Genomic DNA, 15,378 nt, shown 5'->3' with positions numbered 1-15,378 from the left:
TAAAAACGCGCCCTTTGGCGCGTTTTTTATTGGGACTTTTTAGGAACAAACTTAAAACTGCACAAGTTTCAAATGCAGCTGCTCAAACGTTTCACGGTCTATGCTCGCTTCAAATAACAAGCGTTCTAATTGCTCCGGCTGTAACTTACCCGCTTCAAATAGCATAGAGCATTCACTGATAAGATTAGCGCGCCAAACCACCTCAGCAAGCCCACCAGCAGGCTTAGAATCAATGACAGCTAAACGGCTGAGCTCTGCCTCAAATAATGACGGTAACTCCCAATAGCGAGCCAGTAGCGCGCTGAGACTCAAAGACTTGGTTGTCATTACCTGCCGAAATAAACTAGAGCAAGGTTGTTCACCGGGTTCTGCTTGTTTAAATGCTTCTAATAACAGCTTAAAAATCGCAATCTTACCCACGTCATGCAATAAGCCTAATAAAAATGCACTATCAGCTTCCTCTTGAGCAAGCTCACTCGACAAGTAAGCCACTTGCATAGAGTGGCGCCATACTTGACTGCCGAAACGACGAAAATAAATAGGTTTAATATCAATAACTTTACGCATCATCGCAGTAGTAACAAAACGTCGCATCTGCTCACGTCCAAGCTGCACTAAAGCCAGCTGTAAGCTAGTGATCTCTTTATCGCTGCGTCTAAACAGTGGCGAGTTACATAGCTTTAATACCTCAACACTCAAGACAGGATCTCGCTCGATTAGAGCTAACAGTACTTTAGTATCGCTATTCTCATCGGCGAGCTGCTGGTCTAATGCCGCTATTTGCGTCGGCAATTTTAATACCCGATCAGCAATTGCCTTGGGGGATGTGAGAGCGGCTTCAACACGTCTAAATACACTTTTTTCAAGCTCGTTTGCTGTGCCATTTAGCTGGGTGCTTGGGAATAACAGGCTATAGAACAATGCAGAAAGGTCTATCGTCACATCAGCAACATCTGTTGCTGCCTGCGCTTTTATTGGCTTAGGCTCACTGAGTGTGGATTGAAAGTGTTCCATGGAGCCACTAAAGCTCTTTGGTTGCTCAATAACAACCTTCTCTCTGATATTAAACAGTTTTTTTAGCGCTTTACTAAACAATTTTTTATGACCAGTACGGGGTTTTTAACAAAAAAAATCGGTGCATATAGCACCGACTTTACTCAATATTTAAGTTTACCGATAAAACTAAACTTAAACGTCGAGGTTTGCCACATTAAGCGCGTTTGCTTCAATAAACTCACGACGAGGCTCAACTTGATCACCCATCAAACAAGTAAATAGTTGATCAGCACCAATCGCATCCTCAATGGTTACTTGCAACATACGACGTGACTCAGGATCCATTGTAGTTTCCCACAACTGCTCAGGGTTCATTTCACCCAATCCCTTATAACGCTGAATGTATAAGCCACGCTTCGATTCGCTCATCAACCACTCTAGCGCTTCAACAAAGCTGACAACATCTTTAGTACGCTCGCCACGTTGTACATAACCGCCGTCTTCAACTAGGCCGTTGATTTCGCTACCCATCTTAACGATGCGTTGGTAATCAGTAGACTGGAAGAAGTCATACGAGAACATATAGTGTGTATCGATACCGTGCTTACGGATGGTAATCTTTGGCAAATAAACCTGACGCTCAGGATCAAGTACTGGCTCAGCGCTATATAAGATACCGCCAGTTTCTTTATCAATAAGATCAGCGACAAATGCATCAGCCCAGGCTTTAACTTGTGCTTCGTCACTCAACATGTCATTAGTGATTGCTGGGTGATATAGCATTAGATCAGTGATATTAGTTGGGTAACGTTGCTCTAAACGAGCAATGATAGCTTCAACTTCACGATACTGATTAACTAAACGCTCTAGCGGTTGACCAGACATGCCTGGTGCACCTTGAGACGGATAGATATTGGCATTATCTAATGCTTGCGTTGTTAAGTATTCTGTCAACGCAGGATCATCTTTCAGATACTGCTCTTGTTTACCTTTCTTCACCTTGTACAAAGGTGGCTGCGCGATATAAACATAACCACGCTCAATCAGCTCAGGCATTTGACGGAAGAAGAAGGTCAACAGCAGTGTACGAATGTGCGAGCCGTCGACGTCAGCATCGGTCATGATAACGATGTTATGATAACGCGTTTTATCAGGGTTATATTCATCACGACCAATACCACAACCTAGTGCAGTAATCAGTGTTGCCACTTCTTGAGAAGATAACATCTTGTCAAAACGGGCTTTTTCTACGTTTAGAATCTTACCTTTAAGTGGAAGAATCGCTTGGTTCTTACGGTTACGACCCTGCTTAGCACTACCGCCCGCAGAATCACCCTCCACTATGTAAATTTCAGAAAGACCAGGATCTTTCTCTTGACAGTCAGCAAGCTTACCTGGCAAACCACCTAAATCTAATGCGCCTTTACGACGAGTCATTTCACGAGCTTTACGCGCCGCTTCACGAGCACGTGCAGCATCGATAATCTTACCGACGATCAATTTCGCTTCGTTTGGATGCTCCATTAGGTAATCACCTAACTGCTCACCCATTGTTTGCTCAACAGCTGACTTAACTTCACTTGAAACAAGCTTGTCTTTAGTCTGTGAGCTGAACTTAGGATCGGGTACTTTAACAGAGATAACAGCAGTTAAACCTTCACGAGCATCGTCACCCGTAGCTGCAGTTTTACCTTTCTTGTTAAAACCTTCACGTTCCATGTAGTTATTTAGGTTACGTGTCAATGCACCACGGAAGCCCGCTAAGTGAGTACCACCATCGCGCTGTGGAATATTGTTAGTAAAACAGAAAATATTCTCTTGGAAGCCATCGTTCCACTGCATAGCCACTTCAACGGTAATACCGTCTTCACGCTCTTGAATAAAGTGGAATACTTCTTTATTTACTGGTGTCTTGTTAACATTCAAGTAGTCAACAAATGCACTGATACCACCTTCATACTTGAAGAATTCGTCACGGTTATCGCGCTCGTCTACAAGACGAATACCCACGCCTGAGTTCAAGAATGATAATTCACGAACACGCTTAGCTAAGATATCGAAATGGAACAGGACATCAGTGAATGTCTCTGTACTTGGCCAAAAGCGGATTTCTGTACCTGTCTTAGTCGCTTCACCGATAGGCTTAATTGGTGCATCAGGTACACCGTGAGTATAAAACTGCTCGTATACCTTGCCTTCACGACGAATGGTCATTTGCAATTTAGAAGAGAGCGCGTTTACAACAGATACACCAACACCGTGCAAACCACCCGATACTTTATAAGAGTTATCATCGAATTTACCACCAGCGTGAAGTACGGTCATAATAACTTCAGCAGCAGAGATACCTTCCTCTTCGTGGATCGATACCGGGATACCACGGCCGTCATCTCGCACTGATACCGAACCATCGGCATGAATGGTAATAATGACGTCGTTACAGTGGCCCGCTAACGCTTCATCGATAGAGTTATCGACCACTTCGAATACCATGTGATGTAGACCTGTACCATCATCGGTATCACCGATGTACATTCCTGGTCTCTTACGTACCGCATCAAGGCCTTTTAGAACCTTAATACTCGAAGAATCATAACTATTCTCTGACATATTATTCTCTCGTCGGTTATTCAATTACCGTTACACAACCGTGTTCCACATGGAACATCTTACTTGGCGGCGTGATTAACGAATCCACTATTGCTGCAGGCTCAATAGCCGTGACAAAAACTTGTGCCCCGGTATCAGCTAATTGCTGTAACAATAGTTTTCTATGCTGTGCATCCAATTCCGATGGAAGATCATCCACCAGATAAATACTTTTTTTATCTATTTGTTGTTTGAGCAACTTTCCCTGTGCAATGCGTAACGCACAGACTAACAGTTTCAACTGGCCACGAGATAAAGCGTCTTGAGCGGGTAGGGTTCCTACTCGTAATCTTAAGTCCGCTTTATGAGGCCCGCTGACGGTATAGCCTGTGGCTAAATCTCTAGGATATTGCGTCTCGAGTAGCTGTGCATACTCAGTTTTCGCATCCCATCCTCGGGTGAAAGAAACCTTAACATCTACCTGAGGTAAAAACTCTCCGATTATACCCTTAAGTAGCTCATTTAACGAGTCTACATATTGCTTTCTTATGTCGGTTACCAGTTCAGCATAACGAATAAATTCTTTATCCCAAAATTGTATCGAACTATAGGGTGAACCATCTCTGAGCAACTGATTTCGCTGTTTTAAAATTCGACGAACATTGACCCATGCAGCATAAAAACGAGGGTCAGAATGAAATGCGCCCCAATCAATGAACTGACGTCTGGATTTTGGCCCTTCGAACAGTAATGAAAAGCTCTCAGGCGTGATCACTTGGATCGGTAAGGTTTCAGCTAACGTCGATAAACGCTTTACTTTATCACCATTAATTTTAACTTCAATATCGCCACTTCTAAATCGGCGTAAACCTATCTTACTCTGCTCGTCACCGTTCTCCATATTGGCAAACAGGGTCAAAGCATCATCGTCATTCTTAATCACACGTTGTGAGAGATGACTACGAAAAGACCGCCCCATTCCAAGGAAATAAATCGCCTCAAGAATGCTGGTTTTACCGCTACCATTCTGACCGTAAATTAAGTTAAGTCCGTCACCCGGCAGCAATTGTGCAGAGGTTATATTTCGAAAAGCTTCAATATGAAGACGGCTAAGACTCATTGATGACCTTTATAACAACGAAGGAGAGCTCTATGGCTCATTATGAAGTTAACCTGATAAAAACCCGTTAGGCCTTTATCAGGTTAGTCATTGATAGCTATAGAAGAGAGAGCTGTAGACTACAAACGCATTGGCATAACAACATACATAGAGTCTTGCTCTATATGGTTGTCGATAAGCGCACTTGAGTTGCCGTCTATCAAGGTAATACGTACATCATCAGAAGGCAGGTTATTTAAGACATCGAGTAAGTAACTGACGTTAAAGCCTATCTCTAGCGGTGTATTGTCATATTCAACATCTAAGATCTCTTCTGCCTCTTCCTGTTCAGGATTATTAGCAGTGATCTTAATTAAGTTATTTTCAAGCTGTACCCGCACACCACGGAACTTTTCATTCGACAGAATAGATGCACGCAGTAGCGCTTGTTTTAGCTGAAGACGACTAGCAATAACGATTTTGTCGCCACCCTTTGGCAGTACGCGACGATAATCAGGAAAACGTCCATCAACTAACTTACTGGTAAACGTGGCTGTTGCCGTGGTCGCTCTAATCGCATTGTCGCCAATCGCAATAGTGACATCGAGATCGTCAGCTTCAAACGAACGCATCAGCTCCAATACACCTTTACGCGGTACAATCACTTGCTTTTCAGGTAACGAGGCTTCGATCATACGATGGCTTAGCGCCAAACGATGTCCGTCTGTAGCAATAGCGCGCAGCACGTTACCTTCGGTTTCAAGTAGCAAACCGTTGAGGTAATAACGTACATCTTGGTTAGCCATAGAGAACTGCGTCGCATCAATCAGCGACTTCATTGTGCCCTGCTTCAGGGTAAACTCAATCTCAGCCTCAAAAGCATCGACATTTGGATACTCTTCAGCTGGCAAAGTAGCCAACGTAAATCGACTGCGACCCGAACGTAATAGTAAACGATTGTCTTGCTGCTCTAACTTAAGTTCTACCTGTTCAGGCAGAGACTTAACGATATCCAAAAACTTCTTTGCAGGGACGGTAGTACGACCTTCTACAACCTCACCTTCGAGCTGAACTTCACCGACTAATTCGACTTCTAAATCGGTACCAGTCAACTTAAGTGAGTGATTACTCACTTCGACTAGAAGGTTTGCCAGAATTGGCAAGTTGTGACGTCTTTCAACCGCACCACTGACTAATTGAAGCGGTTTTAACAAGGCGTCCCTATCAATTGAAAATTTCATTGATTCAATATCCCTGATATTAAGAAGATAAAGTTCTTATCAAGTTAGCATAATCTTCTTTAATGTCATGACTTTCTTCACGCAACTGGGCAATTTTACGGCATGCGTGTAAAACAGTTGTATGGTCACGACCACCAAATGCATCGCCAATTTCAGGCAAACTTTGGTTGGTTAATTCTTTTGATAACGCCATTGCCATCTGTCTTGGTCGCGCCACGCTACGTGAACGACGCTTAGATAACATGTCAGCCATCTTAATCTTGTAGTATTCCGCTACCGTCTTTTGGATATTATCGATAGTGACTAGCTTCTCTTGTAGAGCCAGCAAATCGCGCAATGCTTCACGCACAAAATCGATAGTAATCGGACGGCCGGTAAAGTTAGCGTTAGCAATAACACGGTTTAGCGCGCCTTCAAGCTCGCGTACATTTGAACGTAAACGCTTAGCAATAAAGAACGCCACTTCATCAGGTAAGTTAATGCCACTCTCTTGCGCTTTACGCATTAAGATCGCCACACGGGTTTCTAACTCTGGTGGCTCAATAGCAACCGTTAGGCCCCAACCAAAACGAGATTTAAGACGATCTTCAACACCGTCGATCTCTTTCGGGTATTTATCCGATGTAAGAATGATCTGATGATTACCTTCTAGCAATGCATTAAAGGTGTGGAAAAACTCTTCTTGAGATCGATCTTTGTTAGCAAAGAATTGAATGTCATCGATAAACAATGCATCCACGCTACGGTAGTAACGCTTAAATTCTTCAATCGCGTTATTTTGTAACGCTTTAACCATGTCTTGCACGAAACGCTCAGAATGCATGTAAACCACTTTTGCATTCGGGTTATTTTTAATTATGCCATTACCAACAGCGTGCAATAGGTGAGTCTTACCTAAACCAGTGCCACCATAAAGGAACAATGGGTTATAAGCACCACCAGGATTTTCAGCCACCTGCAAAGCAGCCGCTTTACCTAATTGGTTTGATTTACCTTCTACGAAGTTATCAAACTGGTAAGTAGGATTAATATTACTGCGGTGATTAGCATTCGCCATTGGCTCTGCATGCGGAGTATTAAAAGAAGGCTTAACAACTTCTCTACTAGCAGGTCTGCTAGTTCTTATTGCTGCAGTGGCTTGAACAACTGGCTTAGCCGACGGGCGGCTACCGATATCAAAGCGCAAATTTGGCGCATCGCTACCCATTTGTTCAGTAAAAAATTGGTTGATGATATTTAGGTATTTGTCCCTAACCCAATCCAACACAAAACGATTAGGCGCATAGATGACGAGTGTGTCGCCTTCCATTTCTGCTTGTAACGGTCTTATCCACATACTGAATTGCTGAGCAGGTAGCTCATCTTGCAGCCTTGCGATACATTGTTGCCAAAGTGAAACCGCCACTGTAGTTATCCCCAAAAGATCATACAAAAGAGGCCTATTCTATAGTGAGATCACGCTGATCGCTATCCTTTAAATATATTTATCCCCAGATAGATCAACTAATCATTAAGATCACGATCTTAAAAGATCCCTTGCGATCAAAAAATATTGCTCCTGCTGCAAATCCAGCTTTATAAAGCGATCCAGATCGATCTATAATAGAAAGCTTTCGATCAGCTTTTAGATCTATGAAACCACAAGATGTAGTGGTAACTCACAGAGTTATCCACATATTCTAGTGGCTCTAAAGCTTCGGAATATATTCAGAGATGGCAATATTTAATCACTTGCACTCATTCATGGTTGACGTGCATAACTAAAGTGATTACAATTCGGCCTCTTTTTTGCCCTTAGCTCTTTTTTGGAGTTTAAGGTTTATTAACCTAACAAAGACGGATTGCCATAATGAGTAAACGTACTTTTCAACCTAGCAACCTGAAGCGCAAGCGTTCTCACGGCTTCCGCGCTCGTATGGCTACTGTAGGTGGCCGTAAGGTCATCGCACGTCGCCGTGCTAAAGGTCGCGCTCGTCTTTCTGCGTAACCGTAGAAATGCAAGTGACTAGCTATACCTTTACGCGGGAGTTACGTTTGTTAACTCCCGCGCAATTTAAATCTGTATTTACCAAACCTATCAAAGCGTCCTCCGCTGAAATAACCTTACTTGCAATTCCTAATTCTGAACAACACCCTCGTTTAGGACTAACTGTTGCCAAGCGTTATGTCAAAAAAGCAAACCAACGTAACCGTATTAAACGCATAATTAGAGATAATTTTCGTTTACACCAGCATGATCTACCCGCTGTGGATATCGTTGTGCTTGTCAGAAATGGCGTGCTTGATATGGAAAACGCAGAACTCAAAAACTTAGTAGAAAAGCTATGGCGAAAACTCTCTCGCCGTTACAATGGCTAGCAACTACGATTATTCGTGGTTACCAACTACTCATAAGCCCCATGCTGGGGCCTCGTTGTAGGTTCAATCCAACGTGTTCACATTATGCAATCGAAGCAATTCGATTGCATGGAGTAGTGAAAGGGTGTTGGTTCGCAGCGAAACGCATATTAAGATGTCACCCTTTACATCCGGGCGGAGAAGACCCCGTCCCTAACAAAAAACATAGGTGCGATAAATAGGTTATGGAATCTCAACGCAATATATTGCTGATCGGTTTGCTGTTTGTCAGCTTCCTACTGTGGCAACAGTGGCAAGCAGATAAAGCACCTCAACCGGTGGCAGCAGCTCAAACACAGTCTTCAATTCCAGCTTCTACAGTTGCTGACGCCCATAGTTCAGATGTGCCTGATGCCGATTCAGCCGTACCTGAAGCGATAACAGCATCTAAAGAACTGATCACCGTATTTACTGACCAACTAGAAATCAAAATTGATCCTATTGGTGGTGATATTGTTTACTCAGCCCTACTTGCTCATAACCTTGAGGAAAACGGCGACGAGCCATTCGTTCTTCTAGAGCAAACAAACGATATCTATTATATCGCTCAAAGTGGCCTTATTGGTCGTGACGGTATCGACAGCAGTGTAAAAGGTCGAGCTCACTTTGATAGCGCTTCACGTGAGTACAAGTTGGCTGATGGCCAAGATACTCTTAGCGTGCCACTGACTTATGTTAGTGACAAAGGCGTAACTTATACCAAATTATTTATCTTCACTCGCGGTAAGTACAACATCGCTGTTGATTACAAAATTAACAACACTTCAGATGCACAGCTTCAAGTTCAAATGTATGGACAGATTAAGCACAGCATCAAGGAGAGCGAAAGCAGCATGATGATGCCTACTTATCGTGGCGCAGCATTCTCAACTGCTGACATTCGCTATGAAAAGTACAGCTTCGACGACATGGCTGATAAAAACCTAGATGATTCTACACTAGGTGGCTGGGTTGCAATGCTGCAGCATTACTTCGTATCTGCATGGGTACCACCTGCTACTGAGAAGAATATTATCTTCTCTAGTGTACGAAATGGCCTTGCTAATATTGGTTTCCGTGGTGAGCTACATGATATCGCACCTGGCGCTGAACAAACCATTACAGCTGAGTTCTATGTTGGTCCTAAAGATCAAAAATCACTATCAGCACTTTCTCCATCACTAAACCTAGTTGTCGACTATGGCTTCCTATGGTGGTTAGCTGTACCTATCTACAAACTATTGATGTTCTTCCATTCAATCGTTGGTAACTGGGGTTTTGCTATCATCTTAATTACCCTAACAGTTCGTGGTTTGCTGTACCCGCTAACGAAAGCGCAATACACCTCTATGGCAAAAATGCGTAATCTACAGCCTAAGCTTGCTGAACTGAAAGAGCGTTTTGGTGATGACCGTCAGAAGATGGGTCAAGCTATGATGGAACTGTACAAGAAAGAGAAAGTGAACCCTATGGGTGGCTGTCTACCAATCTTGTTACAGATGCCTATCTTCATCGCACTATACTGGGTACTACTAGAAAGTGTTGAATTGCGTCACGCGCCATTCATGCTATGGATTACTGACTTGTCAGTACAAGATCCTTACTACGTGTTACCAATCCTAATGGGTATCTCGATGTTCATTATGCAGAAGATGCAGCCAATGGCACCGACTATGGACCCAATGCAAGTTAAGATGATGCAGTGGATGCCAGTAATCTTTACCGTATTCTTCCTATGGTTCCCAGCTGGTCTGGTTCTATACTGGTTGGTAGGTAACTTAGTAGCGATTACCCAGCAGAAAATTATCTATGCTGGTCTGGAGAAGAAAGGGTTAAAATAACCTTTAGCTCCGACTAACAAAAAGCGGTCTAATACTGAGTATTGACCGCTTTTTTGCTATCTATGTAGAAACAATATTTTTTAACTTCACTCTGAAAATCAGATTAGGAAACACAGTAATGACAACAGATACTATCGTGGCACAAGCGACCGCTCCAGGGCGTGGTGGCGTAGGTATTATTCGCGTATCTGGCGACTTAGCGAGTAATGTTGCTATGGCCGTTTTAGGACATATCCCTAAAACCCGTTACGCAGACTACTGTGATTTTAAAGATGATAGCGGCGAAGTTATCGACCAAGGTATTGCGCTATTCTTTAAAGGTCCAAACTCCTTTACCGGTGAAGATGTACTAGAGCTTCAAGGCCATGGCGGCCAAATCGTTCTCGATATGCTGATTAAACGAGTGATGGAAGTTGACGGGCTGCGAATTGCCAAACCCGGTGAATTCAGCGAACAAGCCTTTATGAACGACAAGCTTGACCTCACTCAAGCCGAAGCCATTGCCGACTTAATTGATGCCACTAGCGAACAAGCCGCTAAAAGCGCTCTAAACTCACTTCAAGGTGAATTCTCTACTCAGGTACATGATCTAGTAGAAAAGGTCACCAACCTACGCCTATACGTCGAGGCTGCAATTGATTTCCCCGATGAAGAGGTAGACTTCCTATCAGATGGTAAAATTGCCGCATCTTTAAATGGCATTATTGGCAAGCTTGATGGGGTTCAAGCCAGCGCAAAACAAGGCTCTATCATACGTGAAGGTATGAAAGTAGTGATAGCTGGCCGACCTAATGCAGGTAAATCAAGCCTATTGAATGCACTTGCAGGAAAAGAGTCAGCGATTGTGACCGAAATTGCTGGCACCACACGCGATGTATTACGTGAACATATCCATTTAGATGGTATGCCACTGCATATTATCGACACTGCAGGCCTACGTGATACTGTCGATACCGTAGAAAAAATTGGTATTGAACGTGCGTGGGATGAGATAAAAACAGCCGATCGCGTTTTGTTTATGGTAGATGGCACCACAACCCCCGCAGTTGACCCGCACGAAATCTGGCCAGACTTTATCGATCGCCTACCAAGTAATTTAGGCGTAACTGTTGTGCGTAACAAAGCCGATCTTACCGGCGAAGATCTTGCGGTAACTCACGAGTCAGGCCACAGCGTTTACCGGATCTCAGCTAAAACAGGCCTAGGGGTTGACGATCTAAAGCAACACCTAAAATCATTGATGGGTTACCAAAGTAACCTTGAGGGTGGCTTTATCGCTCGTCGACGTCATTTAGAAGCACTCGACTTGGCAAGTAGCCATCTACTACTGGGTAAAGAGCAATTAGAGGTCTATCAAGCAGGTGAGCTACTCGCCGAAGAGCTACGCATGTGTCAAATGGCACTATCTGAGATAACGGGTAAATTTACCTCAGATGATCTGCTCGGCAAAATCTTTAGTTCATTCTGTATCGGTAAGTAAAACAGTTCGAATTAAGAATAATTCCACAAAATATAAAGCCACAGTAGCCTTAACTACTGTGGCTTTTTGTTTATCTAAATAGCGATCATGTTGCAGATAAGATCCATTATGATCAAAAGCAGAAAAACAATGATCGAGATCATCAAAGCTGAGATAAGTATCAACAGAGATATCAACAAGCTGTATTGATCTGTGGATAGATCTAAATCAACAGTTAGACATCTTTTTAAGTTAATGATTTAGATGGGTTTTATATAATTAAACCTAAGATCATAATATATTGATTTTTGGAATTATTTGATCTTCTTAGATAAGTTATACTCAGAAAAAGCAGCCTATGATCGCGCTAGGAATTGCACTCAATTTAAAAGTTATCACAGACAAAAATCAGCAACTATGGCCGATTGATAAGATAGCTGATCTAAACTCCTATTTTGACACTCCGCCAATTTTAAAATGCGCAAAATCCCCTCTATAAAGCTAGGCTCAACTATACGCTTAACTTGTTGAGATCAGCATTGTCTTGTATTTACCTGACATACGTAAAATATGTCCTCCACAGGGATATATGGGAAATGTCTTTAAGGCGTATGGAATAGGAATACTTAAGACCATGGAGGTCGAATGTCATGAATACACGACTATAATGAGGTATGAGGTAGAACAGAGGAACAATTAATGACCTTGCCTCAGAAGCGATACACTACCGCAGAGCGGTCTCATCTTTTACTATTTGCGAATAGTTCCACGTGAAACCTTATGCAGCTTAAGTCTTTACTTATTTAAAGTAATATTAAAATCCAGATTCAAACAAAATGATTTTACTAACTAATTGATTAGCAACCAGAATCAACGATTTCAAAAACAGGCGGGGTAGTGGGACTTGTGGCCTCTGTATATTTTAGGTAGCAACTATCACCACTATACTTTTTTGATTGGGTCATAAAGCGAATGGAATTATCGCCGCCGTTATTATGAAAATACCAATCCCCGTACTCATCAGCATTGAAAACAGAATCAGTAAAAGTCGCCATAATTAATATACTCCAGGCTTTCTTGGAGTCAGCAGCAGGGTAACCGTAGGCTAAATGTATTTTTTGGCCATCGATGATAATGACATTTTCATCATCGGTAGCATCATCCTTATCTTCTGGCGGCTTATTCTGTAACCCCTGCAACACTGATTTAGAGTAAAGCACATTCATAACACCGTGCATTTCAGCTTTTAAACCTTTTAAAGATGAAATCCTGGCATCAGATTGAAGATCAATAAAACGAGGAGCAGCTGTCACAGCGAGTAAACCTAGAATAACAATAACCACTACTAACTCTATTAGTGTAAAGCCACTTTTCTGCATGAAGTTCATCGTTTTAATTAACAAGAAGAGAACAGTATTATATTGAATTAACAAACAATTTGAAATAAATACTGCTCACTCTTATTAAAGATCCCCTTTTCACAAGCACAGCGCATAATTGTGCCCTATAAAGCTAAATAAAACACAATATCGCTTATTACACCAACCTATAACTCCCCCCTATAACTCATGCGTAAACAAAGTCTGCCAAGCTAGTGAGCGCTTTTACAAGCTGTATCACTTTCATTCCAATACGATCACTGTAGAATCCGCGCCTTGTTTTGATTGCTTACTTTTATACAGCGCATTTATGATGATCGATTTGGCTTTACTACCACTATATTTAACAACCGTTGTCGCCCTCCTACTCATCCCAGGTCCAGATATGCTATTGATAGCGAGTTCTAGCCTTAGCTACGGTAAAAAAGTAGGGGTTTACGCGAGCTTTGGTAATGCAACATCAGGACTTGTCTTAACGTTATTGGCCGCTATGGGTGTGTCGGCAGTAATAGCGATGAATCCAATGGCACTCGAAGTGCTGCGAGTGCTAGGTGCAGCCTATCTATTAAAAATGGGGTGGGATTGTATGCGTAGCTCTGCTGCACAGGCACCTGAAATTGAGCAGCAGAACAATCTTGCCAAGCTCTTATATCGCCGTGCAGTCGTCAGTAATCTACTCAACCCTAAAGCATTAATATTTTTCGTTTTATTTTTGCCTCAATTCGTTTCAACTCAATTAACTGCCAGTTCAGGCGAACAAATGCTAGCACTTGGGTTACTGCTTAACGTGATGGGATTGGCCTTTAATCTACTACTGGTGGCCTTAGTTGGTAGCGTAGGCAAGCCATTACTCAAGAATGAGAAGTTCCGAACTTATCAAAATAAGTTTATGGGTGTGATCTTCTTTGTTTTAGCCATTTGGTTACTGGCTTCTCAAGTACAAAATATCAGTTGATATAAGCAAAATTGAGATCAAAAAAAGCGGGTATATCCCGCTTTTTATGTACATGATGCATTCGGTCAACATTTGAAGCTATCTTCAGCTTTTTGGCAAAGAAAAAACGGCATATTTAGCGAAAAGCAGATATAAATTAAAACGTGCCTCCTGTTAGGATAATAATCCCAACCACCATTCCCATATACATAATAAAACCAAGGCTATTACCCACCCAAATTGTTGGATTTTTATGATATAAACCATATGTCGTCCACAACAATGCGATAAAGGCATAAAGCACCCAAGTAATAAGTGACAAACCTGCGGCATGCTCACTGTGAGAGAAAAAAAGCTTGTACAATTGCGGCAAAGTGGCAAGTGGGCTAATCAGTCCCATGGCTAACATTAAAGGCTCTAGTGCTTTGCCTACTCGTTCAATGATTGACATACTATCACCTCTTTATTGTTGTTATATCGCGCCAATATTTAATTCAAACAACACTTTTTATATTTTTTTCCACTGCCGCAAGGGCAAGGATCATTGCGGCCAGCTAAAGTATCTTTGATGAATGGTTGCTGAGGAGCAATATTCTCAAAGTAGCTTTCGTCAAATTCATTCGGCGAATTCATAAGATCATCGAATACCGCCATTAAAGCTTCATCACTCATCTCTGATTCATTATTGAAACCAGCCCACTGACTCAGCGAGTCAATAATATCGAATTCACCACTTATCAGGCCACTTTCCCATTCAGAGTAGCCAATACTGTTGTTGTCCCAATCAATAATACATTGATTTTCAAGGACCCCTTCATCTATCACTTTACGTACGACTAACTCTACCATTTGGGTATGATATTGATTGAACTGATTAGAAATCAATAAATTAGTCAGCTCAAACAGGGCTATAGAATGTTCATAGGCAACAAGGTTATCGATAAAGTCAGGAATACTTTGATTAAGTGTCTCTTTATCGATTTGGCCACTATTAAGCTGTGAAAATAGTGCCCCTAAAGCAGCCATTTTAACTATTTCTCCAGCGCATTCAGAGTTAACCAGAAGGCAAAGTTGCTCAGGTTTCCCTTGAGCCAAGATATAATAAGCAGTAGAAAGCTCAGAACCAATAAAGTCACCCAGTAGTGCATCTAAAGGACTATTACAGTCGTCTTTATTGGTTAAATTGATCAGAGAATCAAAACAGCTAAATTGCTTACGATCGATAATAAGACAAATACCGAAGAACAACAGGTTAGCCTCTGGATCAGTCAATGCTTCTTTAGCAATAAATGCCTGCATTAACTCATCAATAACGGGCAGTAATTCTGGCCACTGCAGCCTAGCGGCTTGTATAGCGTCAACCGGGAGCTCTGTTAAGTCGCCACGACTTAGCGTCGTTACTATCTCATCTAACTTCATATTACATTCAAGGTTCATAAGTGATTTAGCATTCTAGAACACTCA

14 protein-coding genes are annotated in these 15,378 nt (G+C 42.1%); 6 read left to right on the top strand and 8 right to left on the bottom strand.

Going from position 1 to position 15,378, the window contains the following annotated elements; translation table 11 throughout:
* Nucleotides 1-51 precede the first annotated feature (51 nt).
* From ACVBJC_RS14920 to dnaA, 5 genes are all read right to left on the bottom strand, one after another.
* The gene (locus tag ACVBJC_RS14920; protein WP_447161641.1) at nucleotides 52-1,095 is read right to left on the bottom strand and encodes an HDOD domain-containing protein; all 1,044 of its coding nucleotides are present in this window, start codon (nucleotides 1,093-1,095) and stop codon (nucleotides 52-54) included.
* Between the two features lie 93 nt (nucleotides 1,096-1,188).
* Nucleotides 1,189-3,606 (bottom strand): DNA topoisomerase (ATP-hydrolyzing) subunit B, encoded by a 2,418-nt coding sequence (gene gyrB, locus ACVBJC_RS14915; RefSeq protein WP_447161640.1) that lies wholly within the window; start codon nucleotides 3,604-3,606, stop codon nucleotides 1,189-1,191.
* A 16-nt stretch (nucleotides 3,607-3,622) separates the two neighbouring features.
* On the bottom strand, nucleotides 3,623-4,705 hold the full coding sequence (recF, locus tag ACVBJC_RS14910; RefSeq protein ID WP_447161639.1) for a DNA replication/repair protein RecF: 1,083 nt from the start codon (nucleotides 4,703-4,705) through the stop codon (nucleotides 3,623-3,625).
* A gap of 119 nt (nucleotides 4,706-4,824) precedes the next feature.
* Complete coding sequence (gene dnaN, locus ACVBJC_RS14905; protein WP_447161638.1) at nucleotides 4,825-5,925, bottom strand: DNA polymerase III subunit beta; 1,101 nt, start codon at nucleotides 5,923-5,925, stop codon at nucleotides 4,825-4,827.
* A gap of 19 nt (nucleotides 5,926-5,944) precedes the next feature.
* Complete coding sequence (dnaA, locus tag ACVBJC_RS14900) at nucleotides 5,945-7,330, bottom strand: chromosomal replication initiator protein DnaA (RefSeq protein WP_447161637.1); 1,386 nt, start codon at nucleotides 7,328-7,330, stop codon at nucleotides 5,945-5,947.
* Nucleotides 7,331-7,774: 444 nt separating this feature from the next.
* On the opposite strand from dnaA, the gene rpmH reads away from it, so the two are divergent.
* The 5 genes from rpmH to mnmE all read left to right on the top strand — a co-directional run bounded on the left by rpmH (nucleotide 7,775) and on the right by mnmE (nucleotide 11,622).
* Nucleotides 7,775-7,912: a 50S ribosomal protein L34 gene (rpmH, locus tag ACVBJC_RS14895; RefSeq protein WP_011867659.1), complete on the top strand. Its 138-nt coding sequence runs from the start codon at nucleotides 7,775-7,777 to the stop codon at nucleotides 7,910-7,912.
* A gap of 14 nt (nucleotides 7,913-7,926) precedes the next feature.
* Nucleotides 7,927-8,283, top strand: a complete 357-nt coding sequence (gene rnpA / locus ACVBJC_RS14890) for a ribonuclease P protein component (protein ID WP_086020069.1) — start codon at nucleotides 7,927-7,929, stop codon at nucleotides 8,281-8,283.
* A complete protein-coding gene (gene yidD / locus ACVBJC_RS14885; protein WP_249000586.1) occupies nucleotides 8,250-8,504 on the top strand; it encodes a membrane protein insertion efficiency factor YidD in 255 nt (84 codons plus the stop codon). The genes rnpA and yidD overlap by 34 nt, the downstream gene beginning before the upstream one ends.
* Nucleotides 8,505-8,507: 3 nt before the next feature.
* Entirely contained in the window at nucleotides 8,508-10,142 is a 1,635-nt protein-coding gene (yidC, locus tag ACVBJC_RS14880) for a membrane protein insertase YidC (protein ID WP_447161636.1), read from the top strand.
* A 118-nt stretch (nucleotides 10,143-10,260) separates the two neighbouring features.
* Complete coding sequence (mnmE, locus tag ACVBJC_RS14875; RefSeq protein WP_447161635.1) at nucleotides 10,261-11,622, top strand: tRNA uridine-5-carboxymethylaminomethyl(34) synthesis GTPase MnmE; 1,362 nt, start codon at nucleotides 10,261-10,263, stop codon at nucleotides 11,620-11,622.
* A gap of 836 nt (nucleotides 11,623-12,458) precedes the next feature.
* On the opposite strand, the gene ACVBJC_RS14870 is transcribed toward mnmE, so the two are convergent.
* Nucleotides 12,459-12,980, bottom strand: coding sequence for a type II secretion system protein (locus ACVBJC_RS14870; RefSeq protein ID WP_447161634.1), 522 nt, complete (start codon nucleotides 12,978-12,980; stop codon nucleotides 12,459-12,461).
* A 310-nt stretch (nucleotides 12,981-13,290) separates the two neighbouring features.
* On the opposite strand from ACVBJC_RS14870, the gene ACVBJC_RS14865 reads away from it, so the two are divergent.
* Nucleotides 13,291-13,935, top strand: coding sequence for a LysE family translocator (locus ACVBJC_RS14865; RefSeq protein WP_447161633.1), 645 nt, complete (start codon nucleotides 13,291-13,293; stop codon nucleotides 13,933-13,935).
* A 136-nt stretch (nucleotides 13,936-14,071) separates the two neighbouring features.
* On the opposite strand, the gene ACVBJC_RS14860 is transcribed toward ACVBJC_RS14865, so the two are convergent.
* Both ACVBJC_RS14860 and ACVBJC_RS14855 read right to left on the bottom strand, forming a co-directional pair.
* The gene (locus ACVBJC_RS14860) at nucleotides 14,072-14,365 is read right to left on the bottom strand and encodes a SemiSWEET transporter (protein WP_447161632.1); all 294 of its coding nucleotides are present in this window, start codon (nucleotides 14,363-14,365) and stop codon (nucleotides 14,072-14,074) included.
* Between the two features lie 38 nt (nucleotides 14,366-14,403).
* The gene (locus ACVBJC_RS14855) at nucleotides 14,404-15,333 is read right to left on the bottom strand and encodes an SEC-C metal-binding domain-containing protein (RefSeq protein ID WP_447161631.1); all 930 of its coding nucleotides are present in this window, start codon (nucleotides 15,331-15,333) and stop codon (nucleotides 14,404-14,406) included.
* Nucleotides 15,334-15,378: the final 45 nt, after the last annotated feature.

It is taken from the genome of Shewanella sp. 0m-6, assembly GCF_052977325.1.
The sequence above is the reverse complement of the archived record's forward strand: the minus strand, read 5'-3'. Positions and strand labels throughout refer to the sequence as shown.